Annotated in this window: 20 protein-coding genes; all 20 read left to right on the forward strand. The window is 67.8% G+C overall.

Features of this window, described 5'->3' with window-relative positions; all coding sequences use genetic code 11:
* On the forward strand, positions 1 to 1,298 hold a 1,298-nt coding region (locus G6026_RS03645), incomplete at its 5' end, for an alpha/beta hydrolase family protein (RefSeq protein ID WP_347238058.1).
* A 146-nt stretch (positions 1,299 to 1,444) separates the two neighbouring features.
* Positions 1,445 to 1,813 carry a 50S ribosomal protein L14 gene (gene rplN, locus G6026_RS03650; protein WP_095717592.1) on the forward strand — a complete coding sequence of 123 codons (369 nt, stop codon included), beginning with the start codon at positions 1,445 to 1,447 and terminating at the stop codon, positions 1,811 to 1,813.
* 1 nt (position 1,814) lies between these two features.
* Positions 1,815 to 2,129 carry a 50S ribosomal protein L24 gene (rplX, locus tag G6026_RS03655; protein ID WP_017838203.1) on the forward strand — a complete coding sequence of 105 codons (315 nt, stop codon included), beginning with the start codon at positions 1,815 to 1,817 and terminating at the stop codon, positions 2,127 to 2,129.
* Positions 2,130 to 2,131: 2 nt separating this feature from the next.
* On the forward strand, positions 2,132 to 2,704 hold the full coding sequence (gene rplE, locus G6026_RS03660; protein WP_107757056.1) for a 50S ribosomal protein L5: 573 nt from the start codon (positions 2,132 to 2,134) through the stop codon (positions 2,702 to 2,704).
* A gap of 272 nt (positions 2,705 to 2,976) precedes the next feature.
* Positions 2,977 to 3,375 carry a 30S ribosomal protein S8 gene (gene rpsH / locus G6026_RS03665; protein ID WP_107757055.1) on the forward strand — a complete coding sequence of 133 codons (399 nt, stop codon included), beginning with the start codon at positions 2,977 to 2,979 and terminating at the stop codon, positions 3,373 to 3,375.
* A gap of 10 nt (positions 3,376 to 3,385) precedes the next feature.
* On the forward strand, positions 3,386 to 3,922 hold the full coding sequence (gene rplF, locus G6026_RS03670) for a 50S ribosomal protein L6 (protein WP_107757054.1): 537 nt from the start codon (positions 3,386 to 3,388) through the stop codon (positions 3,920 to 3,922).
* 2 nt (positions 3,923 to 3,924) lie between these two features.
* Positions 3,925 to 4,320 (forward strand): 50S ribosomal protein L18, encoded by a 396-nt coding sequence (gene rplR / locus G6026_RS03675; protein ID WP_107757053.1) that lies wholly within the window; start codon positions 3,925 to 3,927, stop codon positions 4,318 to 4,320.
* A 43-nt stretch (positions 4,321 to 4,363) separates the two neighbouring features.
* Positions 4,364 to 5,029 carry a 30S ribosomal protein S5 gene (rpsE, locus tag G6026_RS03680; RefSeq protein WP_107757052.1) on the forward strand — a complete coding sequence of 222 codons (666 nt, stop codon included), beginning with the start codon at positions 4,364 to 4,366 and terminating at the stop codon, positions 5,027 to 5,029.
* A gap of 3 nt (positions 5,030 to 5,032) precedes the next feature.
* Positions 5,033 to 5,215, forward strand: a complete 183-nt coding sequence (gene rpmD / locus G6026_RS03685; RefSeq protein WP_017838209.1) for a 50S ribosomal protein L30 — start codon at positions 5,033 to 5,035, stop codon at positions 5,213 to 5,215.
* A 2-nt stretch (positions 5,216 to 5,217) separates the two neighbouring features.
* Entirely contained in the window at positions 5,218 to 5,667 is a 450-nt protein-coding gene (rplO, locus tag G6026_RS03690; RefSeq protein ID WP_017838210.1) for a 50S ribosomal protein L15, read from the forward strand.
* A 205-nt stretch (positions 5,668 to 5,872) separates the two neighbouring features.
* Entirely contained in the window at positions 5,873 to 7,195 is a 1,323-nt protein-coding gene (gene secY, locus G6026_RS03695; RefSeq protein ID WP_107757051.1) for a preprotein translocase subunit SecY, read from the forward strand.
* A gap of 49 nt (positions 7,196 to 7,244) precedes the next feature.
* Positions 7,245 to 7,790 (forward strand): adenylate kinase, encoded by a 546-nt coding sequence (locus tag G6026_RS03700; protein WP_107757050.1) that lies wholly within the window; start codon positions 7,245 to 7,247, stop codon positions 7,788 to 7,790.
* Between the two features lie 6 nt (positions 7,791 to 7,796).
* A complete protein-coding gene (gene map, locus G6026_RS03705) occupies positions 7,797 to 8,600 on the forward strand; it encodes a type I methionyl aminopeptidase (protein WP_107757049.1) in 804 nt (267 codons plus the stop codon).
* 102 nt (positions 8,601 to 8,702) lie between these two features.
* Positions 8,703 to 9,980 carry a lipase family protein gene (locus tag G6026_RS03710; protein WP_194305419.1) on the forward strand — a complete coding sequence of 426 codons (1,278 nt, stop codon included), beginning with the start codon at positions 8,703 to 8,705 and terminating at the stop codon, positions 9,978 to 9,980.
* A gap of 113 nt (positions 9,981 to 10,093) precedes the next feature.
* Complete coding sequence (gene infA / locus G6026_RS03715) at positions 10,094 to 10,315, forward strand: translation initiation factor IF-1 (RefSeq protein ID WP_010541191.1); 222 nt, start codon at positions 10,094 to 10,096, stop codon at positions 10,313 to 10,315.
* 168 nt (positions 10,316 to 10,483) lie between these two features.
* Positions 10,484 to 10,852, forward strand: a complete 369-nt coding sequence (gene rpsM / locus G6026_RS03720; RefSeq protein ID WP_017838215.1) for a 30S ribosomal protein S13 — start codon at positions 10,484 to 10,486, stop codon at positions 10,850 to 10,852.
* Complete coding sequence (gene rpsK, locus G6026_RS03725) at positions 10,852 to 11,259, forward strand: 30S ribosomal protein S11 (protein WP_017838216.1); 408 nt, start codon at positions 10,852 to 10,854, stop codon at positions 11,257 to 11,259. The genes rpsM and rpsK overlap by 1 nt, the downstream gene beginning before the upstream one ends.
* Before the next feature lie 22 nt (positions 11,260 to 11,281).
* Positions 11,282 to 11,887: a 30S ribosomal protein S4 gene (gene rpsD / locus G6026_RS03730; RefSeq protein ID WP_107757048.1), complete on the forward strand. Its 606-nt coding sequence runs from the start codon at positions 11,282 to 11,284 to the stop codon at positions 11,885 to 11,887.
* A 106-nt stretch (positions 11,888 to 11,993) separates the two neighbouring features.
* Positions 11,994 to 13,028: a DNA-directed RNA polymerase subunit alpha gene (locus tag G6026_RS03735; protein ID WP_017838218.1), complete on the forward strand. Its 1,035-nt coding sequence runs from the start codon at positions 11,994 to 11,996 to the stop codon at positions 13,026 to 13,028.
* Positions 13,029 to 13,062: 34 nt separating this feature from the next.
* Positions 13,063 to 13,406, forward strand: a 344-nt coding sequence (gene rplQ, locus G6026_RS03740) for a 50S ribosomal protein L17 (protein WP_182612290.1), incomplete at its 3' end; no start/stop codon positions are given.

Below are 13,406 nucleotides of genomic sequence, written 5' to 3' on the forward strand. Positions count from 1 at the left end.
TGTCGGCACTGCTGATCGGGGCCGGCGCGGGTGCGGGGACGGCGGGGGCGCAGAGCCTCGATCCCGGATCCCTGGTGCCGAGCGTCGCACCGGGCAGCCTGCTCGGGGTCCCGTCACTGAGCGTCGCCGCCCTCACGCAGTTGGGCGCCCCCATCCCGCTGACGTCCGTGCTCGGTTCGGTCGCCGCGGCCGGGTCCGGTGACTTCCCCCGCCCGGGCAGCTCCCAATCGCCCTCGGGGCCCGTCTCCACGCGCGACGGTTCGATCACGCAGACGACGGTGCGCGACATCGCCCCGCTGTTCCCGGGGTCGCTGAACCCCGTCGACCGCCGGGCGGAGGTCTGGACCGTCACATCGGCATCGATGCAGCGGACCGTCCGGGTCGAGGTGTACCGGGCGCCGGACGGCGTGGACGCGCCGAACGTGTATTTCCTCGACGGCGTGGGAAGCGAATCCCCGTCGGGGTGGAGCACCGGCATGGGCTGGGGCGACCCGGCCCTGCGCGACCGCGCGGTCAACGTGATCGCGCCGACGGGCGCTCCGGCCTCCATGTGGTCGGACTGGCAGTCCGACGACCCGGTCCTGGGGCCGAACATGTGGGAGACCTTCCTGATCGACGAGTTGCCCCCGTTGCTGGAGGCCGGTCTGCCCGGCGCGGCCGCGCCTCTCGCGCACAACGGCAGCTGGGGCGTGATGGGGTTGTCGATGGGCGCGTCCGCCGCCGTCCATCTGGCCAACACGAACCCCGGCATGTTCGACGCCGTCGCCGGGGTCAGCGGGGCCTATTCCACGACCGACGAACTCGGGTACCAGTACGCACGGTTGACCGTGGCCGCGCGGAACGGCGACGTCACCAACATGTGGGGCCCGCGGGGCTCCCAGGCGTGGCGGGACCACGACACGGTGTCCGACCCGTCCGGCCTCGCCGGCAAGACCGTGTACCTCAGTGCCGCCACGGGTCGGGTGGGCTCGGCCGAGCTGGGTCATTTCGGCAGCAACGAGATGATCCTGGTGGACGGGCACATCCTGGAGAAGGGCTCCTACGAGAGCACCAGGCGGCTCGAGTCCGAACTCGCGGGGGTCCCGGGGGTCGATCTGCGGATGAACTACATGCCGACCGGCATCCACAACTGGCCCGTCTTCGTGACCCAGATGCTGCCGGGGATGGATCACATCCTGTCGGGTCTGGCGCCGGCGGTCCCGAGCGCCCGGCCGGCGTCCGGGGGAGTGGATCCCGGTTCCGCCGGCTCGGCGGGGTCGCTGGGGTCGACCGGATCGGCCGGCTCCCTCGGCGGCTGACGCCGATTTGGGGCCCGGCCACCGGGAGCCCTACACTGGAACAGTTGCCCGTGGTGGCCGAGTCGAGAGATCCGGCCGGGGCGACATGACCGCGTGTGTCGGGTCGGAATCCGGCACACATCTGAACAAGCCTGGTCAGGAGAACCATGATCCAGCAGGAGTCGCGACTCAAGATCGCCGACAACACGGGTGCCAAGGAGATTCTCTGCATCCGCGTTCTCGGTGGATCCAAGCGTCGCTATGCCGGCGTGGGCGACATCATCGTCGCCACCGTCAAGGACGCCATCCCCGGTGGCAACGTCAAGAAGGGTGAGGTCGTCAAGGCCGTCATCGTGCGCACCGCCAAGGAGCGCCGTCGCCCGGACGGGTCGTACATCAAGTTCGACGAGAACGCCGCCGTCATCATCAAGAACGACAACGACCCGCGCGGGACCCGCATCTTCGGGCCCGTCGGTCGTGAACTGCGCGACAAGAAGTTCATGCGCATCGTCTCGCTGGCTCCGGAGGTGCTCTGACATGAAGGTCCACAAGGGCGACACGGTGCTCGTCATCGCCGGCAAGGACAAGGGCGCCAAGGGCAAGGTCATCCAGGCCTACCCGGCGCAGGAGAAGGTTCTCGTCGAGGGCGTGAACCGCATCAAGAAGCACACCGCCAACTCGGCTGCCGAGCGTGGTGCCTCCTCCGGTGGCATCGTCACGCAGGAGGCCCCGATCCACGTGTCCAACGTGATGGTCGTGGACGCCGACGGCACCCCGTCGCGCGTCGGAATCCGCACCGACGAGAACGGTAAGCGCGTCCGGGTCTCGCGCAAGACCGGGAAGGACCTGTGACCATGACCGACACCGCACTTCCCACCGCGTACACCCCGCGCCTCAAGGCCCGGTACAGCTCCGAGATCAGGCCGGCGCTGAACGAGACGTTCGAGTACGCGAACGTCATGCAGATCCCCGGCGTCGTCAAGGTCGTCGTCAACATGGGCGTCGGCGACGCCGCCCGTGACGCCAAGCTGATCAACGGCGCCATCAACGACCTCACGCTCATCACCGGCCAGAAGCCGCAGGTCCGTCGGGCCCGCAAGTCCATCGCGCAGTTCAAGCTCCGCGAGGGCATGCCCATCGGCGCCCGTGTGACGCTCCGCGGTGACCGCATGTGGGAGTTCCTCGATCGCCTGACGACGATCGCCCTCCCGCGTATCCGCGACTTCCGCGGCCTGTCGGGCAAGCAGTTCGACGGTCACGGGAACTACACCTTCGGCCTCAACGAGCAGACCATGTTCTACGAGATCGACGTGGACAAGGTCGACCGCCCCCGGGGCATGGACATCACGGTGGTCACCACCGCGACGAACGACGAAGAAGGTCGGGCGCTGCTCAAGCACCTCGGCTTCCCCTTCAAGGAGGACTGACCCCCTCCTCGGGCCGGACCGGCCGTCCGCGTCGGGGCACCGCATCCAGCGGGTCCCCGGCGGCGGGCAGACGGCCCAGCCGTCGGGTCGTGAATGACGAGAAGAGCGTCACGCACGGCGGGTTCCGCTCCAGATCGGCGACGATCGGCGGCACCCACACAACCGAACATTCGAACTCTTCGTGATAGGCCCACGACGGACGGGGCCGGCCCACAGGTCGGCGCGGACCGTGCTGCATGGGAACCGTGACGAGAAAGGAACATGGTAACTCCATGTCGATGACCGACCCCATCGCGGACATGCTGACGCGTGTGCGTAACGCCAACTCGGCGTTCCACGACACCGTCTCCATGCCGCATTCCAAGCTCAAGGGCAACATCGCGGCGATCCTCAAGCAAGAGGGTTACATCAGCGACTACACCGTCGAGGACGCCGAGGTGGGCAAGAAGCTCACCATCGACCTCAAGTACGGCCCGTCGCGCCAGCGCAGCCTCCAGGGCATCAAGCGAGTCTCCAAGCCGGGTCTCCGCGTGTACGCCAAGTCCACCGGCCTGCCCAAGGTCCTCGGCGGCCTCGGTATCGCGATCATCTCGACCTCCCAGGGTCTGCTCACGGACCGTCAGGCGAACAACAAGAAGGTGGGCGGGGAAGTCCTCGCCTACGTCTGGTAAGGGGCGAGATATGTCACGTATCGGCAAGGCTCCGATCACCGTTCCGTCCGGAGTCGACATCAAGGTCGACGGCCAGACGATCACCGTCAAGGGTCCCAAGGGTGAGCTCACCCAGGACCTGCCCGCACCGATCACGGTGACGGTCGAGGAGGGCACCCTCACGGTGAACCGTCCCGACGACCACCGCGACAACCGCTCCCTGCACGGTCTCTCCCGTTCCCTGGTCAACAACATGGTCGTGGGAGTCACCGAGGGGTACGTGCAGAAGATGGAGATCTTCGGCGTGGGCTACCGCGTCGTGGCCAAGGGCCAGGACCTCGAGTTCGCCCTCGGCTACTCGCACCCCGTGCCGATCGCGGCACCCGACGGCATCACCTTCGCCGTCGAGGGGGCCACGAAGTTCTCGATCTCCGGGATCGACAAGCAGCAGGTGGGCCAGATCGCCGCCAACATCAAGCGTCTGCGGAAGCACGACCCGTACAAGGGCAAGGGCATCCGTTACGAGGGCGAGCAGGTCCGTCGCAAGGTCGGAAAGACGGGTAAGTGACCATGAGCAGCACACAGAAGCGTTCCCCGCTGGGTACCGATGTCTCGACGGCGCGTCGAGTCAGCCGCGCCCGGCGCCACTACCGCCTCCGCAAGAAGGTCGCCGGCACCCCCCAGCGTCCGCGGCTGGTCGTCAACCGGTCCTCGCGTCACATCCACGCCCAGATCATCGACGACCAGGCCGGCCACACGCTGGCCGCGGCGTCGACGATCGAGGCCGAGGTGCGCACTCTCGAGGGCGACAAGAAGGACCGCAGCGCCAAGGTCGGCCAGCTCCTGGCCGAGCGCGCCAAGGCAGCCGGCATCGACGCCGTCGTGTTCGACCGTGGTGGCAACAAGTACCACGGCCGGATCGCGTCGTTGGCCGACGCCGCCCGCGAGGGTGGGCTGGAGTTCTGATGACCAACACCACTGCACTGACCTTTAACGGAAGGACCGTCTGATGCCGGGACGTCAGCGTCGTGACGGCGGCACCGGGCCCGCCGCGGACAACAAGACCACCACCACCAACGACAACGCCCAGGCCGGCCGCAGCGGCGGCGGGGGCCGCGGCCGTGGCGGAAACGATCGTCGCGGGGGCCGCGACGACGAGAAGTCACAGTTCATCGAGCGCGTCGTGACCATCAACCGCGTGTCCAAGGTCGTCAAGGGCGGTCGGCGGTTCAGCTTCACCGCCCTCGTGATCCTGGGCGACGGCAACGGCATGGTCGGCGTCGGGTACGGCAAGGCCAAGGAGGTGCCGGCGGCGATCCAGAAGGGGTCGGAGGAGGCACGGAAGAACTTCTTCCGCGTCCCGCTCATCGGCTCCACCATCCCGCACCCGATCCAGGGTGAGGCCGCTGCGGGCGTCGTCATGCTCCGCCCGGCCTCTCCGGGTACCGGTGTGATCGCCGGCGGCGCCGCGCGCGCCGTCCTCGAGTGCGCCGGCGTGCACGACATCCTGTGCAAGTCGCTGGGGTCGGACAACGCCATCAACGTCGTTCACGCGACGGTGGCAGCGCTCAAGGGTCTGCATCGTCCCGAGGAGGTCGCGGCCCGCCGCGGCCTGCCCATCGAGGACGTCGCTCCCGCGGGCATGCTCCGCGCACGTGCCGGACAGGGGGCGTAGATCATGGCCAACCTCAAGATCACCCAGGTCCGCGGCACGGTCGGGACCAAGCAGAACCAGAAGGACTCCCTGCGGACGTTGGGACTCAAGGGCATCCGGAAGACGGTCGTCCGTGAGGACAACGCCCAGACACGGGGTCTCATCAACGTCGTGAACCACCTCGTCGTGGTCGAAGAGACGGAGTGAGCATGACCATCAAGTTGCACCACCTGCGCCCGGCACCCGGCGCCCACACCGACAAGACCCGCGTGGGTCGTGGTGAGGGCGGTAAGGGCGGCAAGACCGCCGGTCGCGGTACCAAGGGCACCAAGGCACGCAAGAACGTCCCCGCGGCGTTCGAGGGTGGCCAGATGCCGATCCACATGCGGCTCCCGAAGCTCAAGGGCTTCAAGAACCGCAACAAGGTCGTCTTCCAGGTCGTCAACGTGTCCGACATCCAGCGGTTGTTCCCCTCCGGTGGGCAGGTCGGCGTGGCCGAGCTCGTCGCCGCAGGCGCCGTCCGCAAGAACCAGCCGGTCAAGGTCCTGGGCGACGGGGACATCTCCGTGGCCGTGACCGTGGCCGCCGACAAGGTCTCCGCGTCGGCGAAGTCCAAGATCGAGGCCGCCGGCGGAAGCGTGTCGGAGGCCGGGGCCTGAGTCCCCGACGGTCCCCGTGAGGGGACCGGCTGACGGGTGCAGGGGTCGGGTCCGAGAGTCTCGGATCCGGCCCCTGCACTCATCTTGATACAGTTTTTCTTGTTGTGCGTTCGGGGCCCGGCTCACTGCCGCCGGTCTGACCTCCCCGACGCATCGGCATTCGACGAAGGTGGCGGCCACGGGCCGTCCATGACCAGGAGGACATGTGCTCTCCGCACTCGCGTCCGCGATCAAGGACCGGGACCTGAGGAAGAAGATCCTCTTCACCCTCGGGATCATCATCCTCTACCGCATCGGCGCGCAGATCCCGTCGCCCGGTGTCGACTACCCCAAGCTCCGGGGCCTGCTCGACACCGCCCTGACCGGAGACAACGCGCAGTTGTACTCCCTGGTCAACCTGTTCTCCGGCGGGGCGCTCCTGCAGCTGTCCGTGTTCGCGATCGGCATCATGCCGTACATCACGGCGAGCATCATCGTGCAGCTGCTCACCGTGGTGATCCCCTACTTCGAGCAGCTCAAGAAGGAGGGGCAGTCCGGTCAGGCCAAGATGACGCAGTACACGCGGTATCTCACCATCGCGCTCGCCCTTCTGCAGTCCGCGGGCATCGTGGCCCTGGCCGACCGGGGGCAGCTGCTGGGCAACGGGGAGTCGGTCCTCATGGACAACGACATCCTGACGCTCGTCACCATCGTCATCGTGATGACAGCCGGCGCCGCTCTCGTCATGTGGTTCGGTGAGCTCATCACCGACCGCGGGGTCGGCAACGGCATGTCGCTCCTGATCTTCGCCGGCATCGCCTCGAGGATCCCCGCCGAGGGCGTCAACATCTACCAGAACTCCTCGACGCTCAAGTTCACGGCGGTCATGTTCGCGGTGGTCCTGATCGTGGTCGCGGTCGTCTTCGTCGAACAGGGCCAGCGTCGAATCCCGGTCCAGTACGCCAAGCGCATGGTCGGCCGGCGTCAGTACGGGGGCACCTCCACCTACCTGCCGCTCAAGGTCAACCAGGCCGGCGTCATCCCGGTGATCTTCGCGTCCTCGATGATGTACGTGCCGATCCTCATCACCCAGTTGATCCAGGGTCCCGAGCCGGCGGCGGACGGCTTCTGGCAGCGCTACGTCATGCAGTACCTGCAGAACCCGTCCAGCTGGGGCTATATCCTGCTGTACTTCGCGTTGATCATCTTCTTCGCGTACTTCTACGTGGCCATCCAGTTCGACCCGATGGAGCAGGCCGAGAACATGAAGAAATACGGCGGGTTCATCCCGGGCATCCGCCCGGGGCGCCCGACGGCCGAGTACCTCGGCTACGTGCTCAACCGGATCCTGCTGTTCGGATCGCTGTATCTCGGGTTGATCGCCGTGCTGCCCAACATCTTCCTCGACATGGGCAGTGGGGGTGGTGACATGCAGAACATGCCGTTCGGTGGCACCGCTGTGCTCATCATGGTGTCCGTGGGTCTCGACACCGTGAAGCAGATCGAGGCGCAGCTCATGCAGCGCAACTACGAGGGCTTCCTCAAGTAGGCGTTCGCGACCCCGAGCACATCACACTGTAGAAAGGCTGGTCCTCACCATGCGTCTCGTCCTCCTCGGCCCTCCCGGTGCCGGCAAGGGAACCCAGGCGGCCCTGCTCTCCGAGAAGCTCGGCGTGCCGCACATCTCCACGGGTGATCTCTTCCGCGCCAACATCTCGCAGGGGACGGACCTCGGCATGGAGGCCAAGTCCTACATCGACGCCGGGAACCTCGTTCCCGCGGACGTCACCAACCGGATGGTCGAGGCCCGTATCGCCGAGCCCGACGCCACGGAGGGCTTCCTGCTCGACGGGTACCCCCGCAGCGTGGAGCAGGCGGACGCGCTCAAGGAGATGCTCGCCGCGGCGGGTCAGGAGCTCGACGCCGTGATCGAGTTCAAGGTCGACGAGGACACCGTGGTCGCGCGGATGCTGGCCCGTGGCCGCGAGGACGACACCGAGGACGTGATCCGCAACCGCATGGCGGTGTACCGCTCCGAGACCGCACCCCTTCTCGAGTACTACGGCGCGGACGTCACCACCGTCGACGCGGTGGGCGAGGTGGACGAGATCAACGCGCGCGCCCTGGCCGCGCTGGATCGCTGATCCGACGTGTTCGGCCGGTCGCGCACCAGCGTCGTCACCGCGCGTACCCCCGGTGAGCTGGACGCGATGGAGGCGGCCGGCCGGATCGTCGGTCGCGCGCTCGTGGCCGCCCGCGACGCCGCGGTGCCCGGCGCGACCACAGCGGATCTCGACGAGCTCGTCGACCAACTGATCCGGGACGCCGGCGCGGTGCCCTCGTTCAAGGGGTACGAGGGCTTCCCCGGCTCGATCTGTTCCTCGGTCAACGAGGTGGTCGTGCACGGTATCCCGGGATCGGCCACCGTGCTCCGCGAGGGTGACCTGGTCTCGGTCGACTGCGGCGCCATCCTCGACGGGTGGCACGGGGACTCCGCCTGGACCTTCGGCGTCGGCGAGCTGGACCCCGATGTCGCCCTCCTCAACCAGGCGACCCGCGAGGTCCTCGAGGAGGGCATCCTGGCGATGTCGCCGGGAAACCGGCTGACCGACGTCTCCCATGCCCTCGAGCTCGCCACCCGCCGCGCGGAACAGCGCCACGGCGTCGCCCTCGGCATCGTCGACGGGTTCGGTGGGCACGGGATCGGGCGTGAGATGCACGAGTGGCCCTTCCTCGCCAACGAGGGCAAGCCGGGCAAGGGGCCGAGGCTCCAGGAGGGGTCGGTCCTGGCCGTCGAGCCGATGTTGGTTCTCGGTGGGGAAACCGACACCCGGACCCTGGCGGACGACTGGACCGTCGTCACGGTCGACGGCTCGCCGTCGTCGCACTGGGAGCACACGGTCGCCGTCACCGCCCACGGCCCACGGGTGCTCACCCCCCGCCCCCGAGACTGAGTCCCGTACGGACCGGGCGGCGCCCGGGGGAGCCGTGCCGGTGGCAGACGGGTCCGGGTTAGGGTGTTCCCACTGTCGACCACCGGCCCGAAAGGTCAGGGCATGCCCGTTCACCCACACGTGCGCCGAACCACCACCTCGACGCGCGCGGCGATCGCGGCCGCCCTCGCGGTGCTCGTGATCCTGGCCCAGCTCACGGGACCAGCCCCCTCGGCGGGGGCCCAGTCGGTCATGGAGGGCGGAACGGGATCCCTCATGGAGGACCCGCAGCCGGCGCCGTTCTATCACGCCGACCCCGCGGTGCTCGCGGGAGCGGCACTCGGTGAGGTGATCAACACCCGCGTCGTGACCATGCCGGCGTTCGCCGGGTACGAGGTGACGGAGATCGCGTACCGGTCGACCGACACCCGGGATCGTCCGATCCTCGCGACGGCGACGGTGGTCCGGCCGCCCCACGCCCGACCCAACGGGCCGGTCCTGAGCTACCAGCACTACCTGAACGCCCTCGGCCAGCGGTGCGCCCCCACGGAGACCCTGGTCAACCCGACCCTGGAGACCGCGCAGGACAACGCGATGGCGTTCCTCCGCGTCCGGTTGGACCAGGGGTGGACGGTGATCATTCCCGACCATCTCGGGCCCAAGGTGGCCTACCCCGGTGGTCAACTGTCCGCGCGGATCGTGCTGGACGGGATGCGGGCGGTGCGCGACGACCCCCGCTTCGACGCCCGGGACAGCCGCTTCGGCGCGCTGGGGTATTCCGGCGGAGGCATCGCCAGTGCCTGGGTCTCGGTCATGCACCACGACTACGCGCCGGACGTCAACCTCGTGGGCGTCGCGCAGGGCGGTATCCCGACGGACATGACGACGATGGCCCGGATGATCGGCAACGGGCCGCACCCGGCGTTCGGGTTGGCCTTCGCCGCCGCCGTGGGGATGGCCCGGGAATACCCGGAGGACATCCGACTGGAGGACAGACTCACCCCCGAGGGCTGGGCGCTGTTCGAGCAGATGAAGGGGCGGTGCACGGCCTCCCTGCTGTTCTTCGGCGCGTTCCGCTCCGTGCCGCTGGTCCTGCAGGGGGGAGACCTGGTCGCCGAGGAGGGTCTGATGCGCGCGTTCGCCGAGAACAGCGTGCGACTGTCGCCGGTCGCCCCCCGCGTGCCGGTGTTCATGTGGCATTCCCGGACCGACCCGCTGGTGCCCTTCTGGGACGCGGAGGAGACCGCTGCGCGCTACTGCCGCGAGGGGACCCCGCTGACCTGGGAGCCGGGCCTGGCGCCCGAGCATCTCCTCGGCGCGGTGGAGAAGCTGCCGGCGGCGATGAACTGGCTGCAGGAACGGTTCGACGGGGTCCCGGCGGGACGCGCCTGCTACGGATGACCGCCGATTGGCACTGCACCGCGCACTGACGTAGGCTTATACGTCGGTGTGCCCACCAGTGCACCAGAATCCGGTAGATGACATCCGGGGAATCGTGGAGGACCGTTACCAGCATGGCAAAGAAAGACGGAGCCATCGAGGTCGAGGGCCGGGTTGTCGAGCCGTTGCCGAACGCAATGTTCCGCGTCGAGCTCGAGAACGGACACAAGGTCCTGGCGCACATCAGTGGGAAGATGCGGCAGCACTACATCCGCATCCTTCCCGAGGACCGCGTGGTCGTCGAGCTGTCGCCGTACGACCTCACCCGCGGTCGGATCGTCTACCGCTACAAGTAAATCGCTCAACTCCCCGTACCAGCCGCTTCCCGCATCGTCGGCGAGGCGGGTACCACACCCCTGGATGCGGAGGCCAGGGCCCCGGACGGATGCTCATCGTGAGATGACCATGCGCCAGCGGGGACGGTCGGGGAGCAGACCTACCGCACGACGAAAGAGAAACGCCACATGGCACGTCTTGCCGGCGTCGATCTCCCACGCGACAAGCGTATGGAGATCGCGCTCACCTACATTTTCGGCATCGGTCGCACGCGGGCCGTCGAGATCCTCGAGCGGACCGGGATCAGCCCGGACCTGCGCACCAAGGATCTCACCGACGAGCAGCTGACCGTCCTTCGTGACGACATCGAAGGCAACTACAAGGTCGAGGGTGACCTCCGCCGTGAGATCCAGGGCGATATCCGCCGGAAGATCGAGATCGGCAGCTACCAGGGCATCCGCCACCGCCGGGGTCTGCCCGTCCGCGGACAGCGCACCAAGACCAACGCCCGGTCCCGTAAGGGCCCGAAGAAGACCGTCGCCGGAAAGAAGAAGTAATGCCCCCCAAGTCACGCGCTGCGGGCCCCAAGAAGACGGGCCGTCGCAGGGAGAAGAAGAACGTCGCTCACGGCCAGGCCCACATCAAGAGCACGTTCAACAACACGATCGTCTCGATCACCGATCCGTCCGGTGCCGTTCTGGCCTGGGCGTCCTCGGGCCACGTCGGGTTCAAGGGCTCGCGCAAGTCGACGCCCTTCGCCGCTCAGCTCGCCGCCGAGAACGCGGCCCGCAAGGCGCAGGAGCACGGCATGAAGAAGGTCGACGTCTTTGTCAAGGGCCCGGGTTCGGGTCGTGAGACCGCGATCCGTTCACTCCAGGCCGCAGGCCTCGAGGTGGGCACGATCTCCGATGTCACCCCCCAGCCCCACAACGGCTGTCGTCCGCCCAAGCGGCGTCGAGTCTGAGCCGGAAGGAACGTAGAGAACCATGGCACGTTACACCGGCCCTGTCACCCGCAAGTCCCGCCGTCTGGGCGTGGACCTCGTCGGTGGGGACACCGCATTCGAACGTCGGCCCTTCCCGCCCGGCCACCACGGCCGCGCGCGGATCAAGGAGTCCGAGTACCGCACGCAGCTGCAGGAGAAGCAGAAGGCCCGCTTCACCTACGGCGTGATGGAGAAGCAGTTCCGTCGCTACTACGAGGAGGCCAACCGCCGCGGCGGTAAGACCGGTGAGAACCTCCTCCAGATCCTCGAGTCGCGTCTGGACAACGTCGTGTACCGCGCGGGTCTCGCGCAGACGCGTCGCCAGGCACGCCAGCTCGTGAACCACGGCCACTTCCGGGTCAACGACCAGAAGGTGACCATCCCGAGCTACCGGGTCTCGCAGTACGACATCATCGACGTCCGTCCCAAGTCCACCAAGATGGACTGGTTCGAGATCGCCCAGGAGAGCCTCGGCGAGCGTCCCGTCCCGGCGTGGCTGCAGGTCGTCCCCACGACGCTCCGCATCCTCGTCCACCAGCTCCCCGAGCGCGCGCAGATCGACGTGCCGCTGCAGGAGCAGTTGATCGTCGAGCTCTACTCGAAGTGATCCGTCCTCCCTCGTCGCCGGGAGGGCCGCACATCGCGGCCCTCCCGGCGACGGTGGGTTACTACGGCGTCAAATAGCGGACGCCGAGAATCGAAAGAGGTAGCACATGCTCATCTCCCAGCGGCCCACACTCACCGAGGAGGTCGTCTCCGAGAACCGCTCGCGGTTCGTGCTCGAGCCCCTCGAGCCCGGTTTCGGCTACACCATCGGGAACTCGCTGCGTCGCACGCTGCTGTCGTCCATCCCGGGCGCGGCCGTGACCAGCATCCGTATCGAGGGTGTCCTGCACGAGTTCACCACCGTGCCGGGCGTCAAGGAGGATGTCACCGACATCATCTTGAACCTCAAGGGCCTCGTCGTCTCGTCCGTCGAGGACGAGCCGGTCACCATGTACCTCAAGAAGCAGGGCCCGGGCGCCGTCACCGCCGGCGACATCGTCCCGCCCGCGGGCGTCGAGGTGCACAACCCGGACCTGCACATCGCCACCCTCAACGAGAAGGGGCGCCTGGAGATCGAGCTGGTCGTCGAGCGCGGTCGCGGGTACGTCCCCGCCGGGCTCAACAAGGACGCGGGACACGAGATCGGCCGTATCCCGGTCGACTCGATCTACTCGCCCGTGCTCAAGGTGACCTACAAGGTCGAGGCCACCCGTGTGCACCAGCGCACGGACTTCGACCGCCTGGTCCTCGACGTCGAGACCAAGAACTCGATCACCGCGCGTGACGCCCTGGCGTCCGCCGGCAAGACCCTGGTCGAGCTCTTCGGCCTGGCGCGGGAGCTCAACGACGAGGCCGAGGGCATCGAGATCGGGCCCAGCCCGGCCGAGGCCGATCACATCGCCGCCTACGGCATGCCGATCGACGACCTGGACCTGTCCGTCCGGTCCTACAACTGCCTCAAGCGAGAGGGAGTCCACACCGTGGGCGAGCTCGTGGCGCGCAGTGAGTCCGACCTGCTCGACATCCGCAACTTCGGTCAGAAGTCGATCGACGAGGTCAAGGTCAAGCTCGTGGAGCTCGGCCTGTCGCTCAAGGATGCGCCCCCCGGGTTCGATCCCGCCTCGGTCGCCGGTTACGACGCCGAGACCGGCACGTGGACCGACGAGGGTGGCGAGGATTACGCCGAGACCGAGCAGCTCTGACGAGCTCTCAGCACACCATTCCTAGGAGAATCTGATGCCCAAGCCCAAGAAGGGCGCCCGCCTCGGCGGATCCGCTTCCCACCAGCGGCTCATCCTCTCGAACCTGGCCACCCAGCTGTTCGAGCACGATGCGATCCGCACCACGGAGACCAAGGCGAAGCTGCTTCGTCCGTACGCGGAGAAGCTCATCACCAAGGCCCGTCGTGGCACGCTGGCCGACCGTCGTGAGGCCGCCAAGGTCATCCGCGACAAGGACGTCCTGCACAAGCTGTTCGCCGAGATCGGCCCCCGGGTCGCGAACCGCGACGGCGGCTACACCCGGATCGTCAAGCTCGAGAACCGCAAGGGCGACAACGCGCCCATGGCGATGATCGCGCT

The sequence above is a fragment of the Dietzia sp. DQ11-38-2 genome (assembly GCF_014145055.1).
Lineage (GTDB): Bacteria > Actinomycetota > Actinomycetes > Mycobacteriales > Mycobacteriaceae > Dietzia.

What these genes read in the sequence shown, in the direction of transcription:
- rpsK (WP_017838216.1), top strand. Translation starts at nt 10,852, where the DNA reads ATGCCCCCCAAGTCACGCGCTGCGGGCCCCAAGAAGACGGGCCGTCGC.
- rplX (WP_017838203.1), top strand. Translation starts at nt 1,815, where the DNA reads ATGAAGGTCCACAAGGGCGACACGGTGCTCGTCATCGCCGGCAAGGAC.
- infA (WP_010541191.1), top strand. Translation starts at nt 10,094, where the DNA reads ATGGCAAAGAAAGACGGAGCCATCGAGGTCGAGGGCCGGGTTGTCGAG.
- rpsH (WP_107757055.1), top strand. Translation starts at nt 2,977, where the DNA reads ATGTCGATGACCGACCCCATCGCGGACATGCTGACGCGTGTGCGTAAC.
- rpsD (WP_107757048.1), top strand. Translation starts at nt 11,282, where the DNA reads ATGGCACGTTACACCGGCCCTGTCACCCGCAAGTCCCGCCGTCTGGGC.
- G6026_RS03735 (WP_017838218.1), top strand. Translation starts at nt 11,994, where the DNA reads ATGCTCATCTCCCAGCGGCCCACACTCACCGAGGAGGTCGTCTCCGAG.
- rplR (WP_107757053.1), top strand. Translation starts at nt 3,925, where the DNA reads ATGAGCAGCACACAGAAGCGTTCCCCGCTGGGTACCGATGTCTCGACG.
- G6026_RS03700 (WP_107757050.1), top strand. Translation starts at nt 7,245, where the DNA reads ATGCGTCTCGTCCTCCTCGGCCCTCCCGGTGCCGGCAAGGGAACCCAG.
- G6026_RS03710 (WP_194305419.1), top strand. Translation starts at nt 8,703, where the DNA reads ATGCCCGTTCACCCACACGTGCGCCGAACCACCACCTCGACGCGCGCG.
- rpsM (WP_017838215.1), top strand. Translation starts at nt 10,484, where the DNA reads ATGGCACGTCTTGCCGGCGTCGATCTCCCACGCGACAAGCGTATGGAG.
- rplO (WP_017838210.1), top strand. Translation starts at nt 5,218, where the DNA reads ATGACCATCAAGTTGCACCACCTGCGCCCGGCACCCGGCGCCCACACC.
- rplF (WP_107757054.1), top strand. Translation starts at nt 3,386, where the DNA reads ATGTCACGTATCGGCAAGGCTCCGATCACCGTTCCGTCCGGAGTCGAC.
- rpsE (WP_107757052.1), top strand. Translation starts at nt 4,364, where the DNA reads ATGCCGGGACGTCAGCGTCGTGACGGCGGCACCGGGCCCGCCGCGGAC.
- rplN (WP_095717592.1), top strand. Translation starts at nt 1,445, where the DNA reads ATGATCCAGCAGGAGTCGCGACTCAAGATCGCCGACAACACGGGTGCC.
- rpmD (WP_017838209.1), top strand. Translation starts at nt 5,033, where the DNA reads ATGGCCAACCTCAAGATCACCCAGGTCCGCGGCACGGTCGGGACCAAG.
- rplE (WP_107757056.1), top strand. Translation starts at nt 2,132, where the DNA reads ATGACCGACACCGCACTTCCCACCGCGTACACCCCGCGCCTCAAGGCC.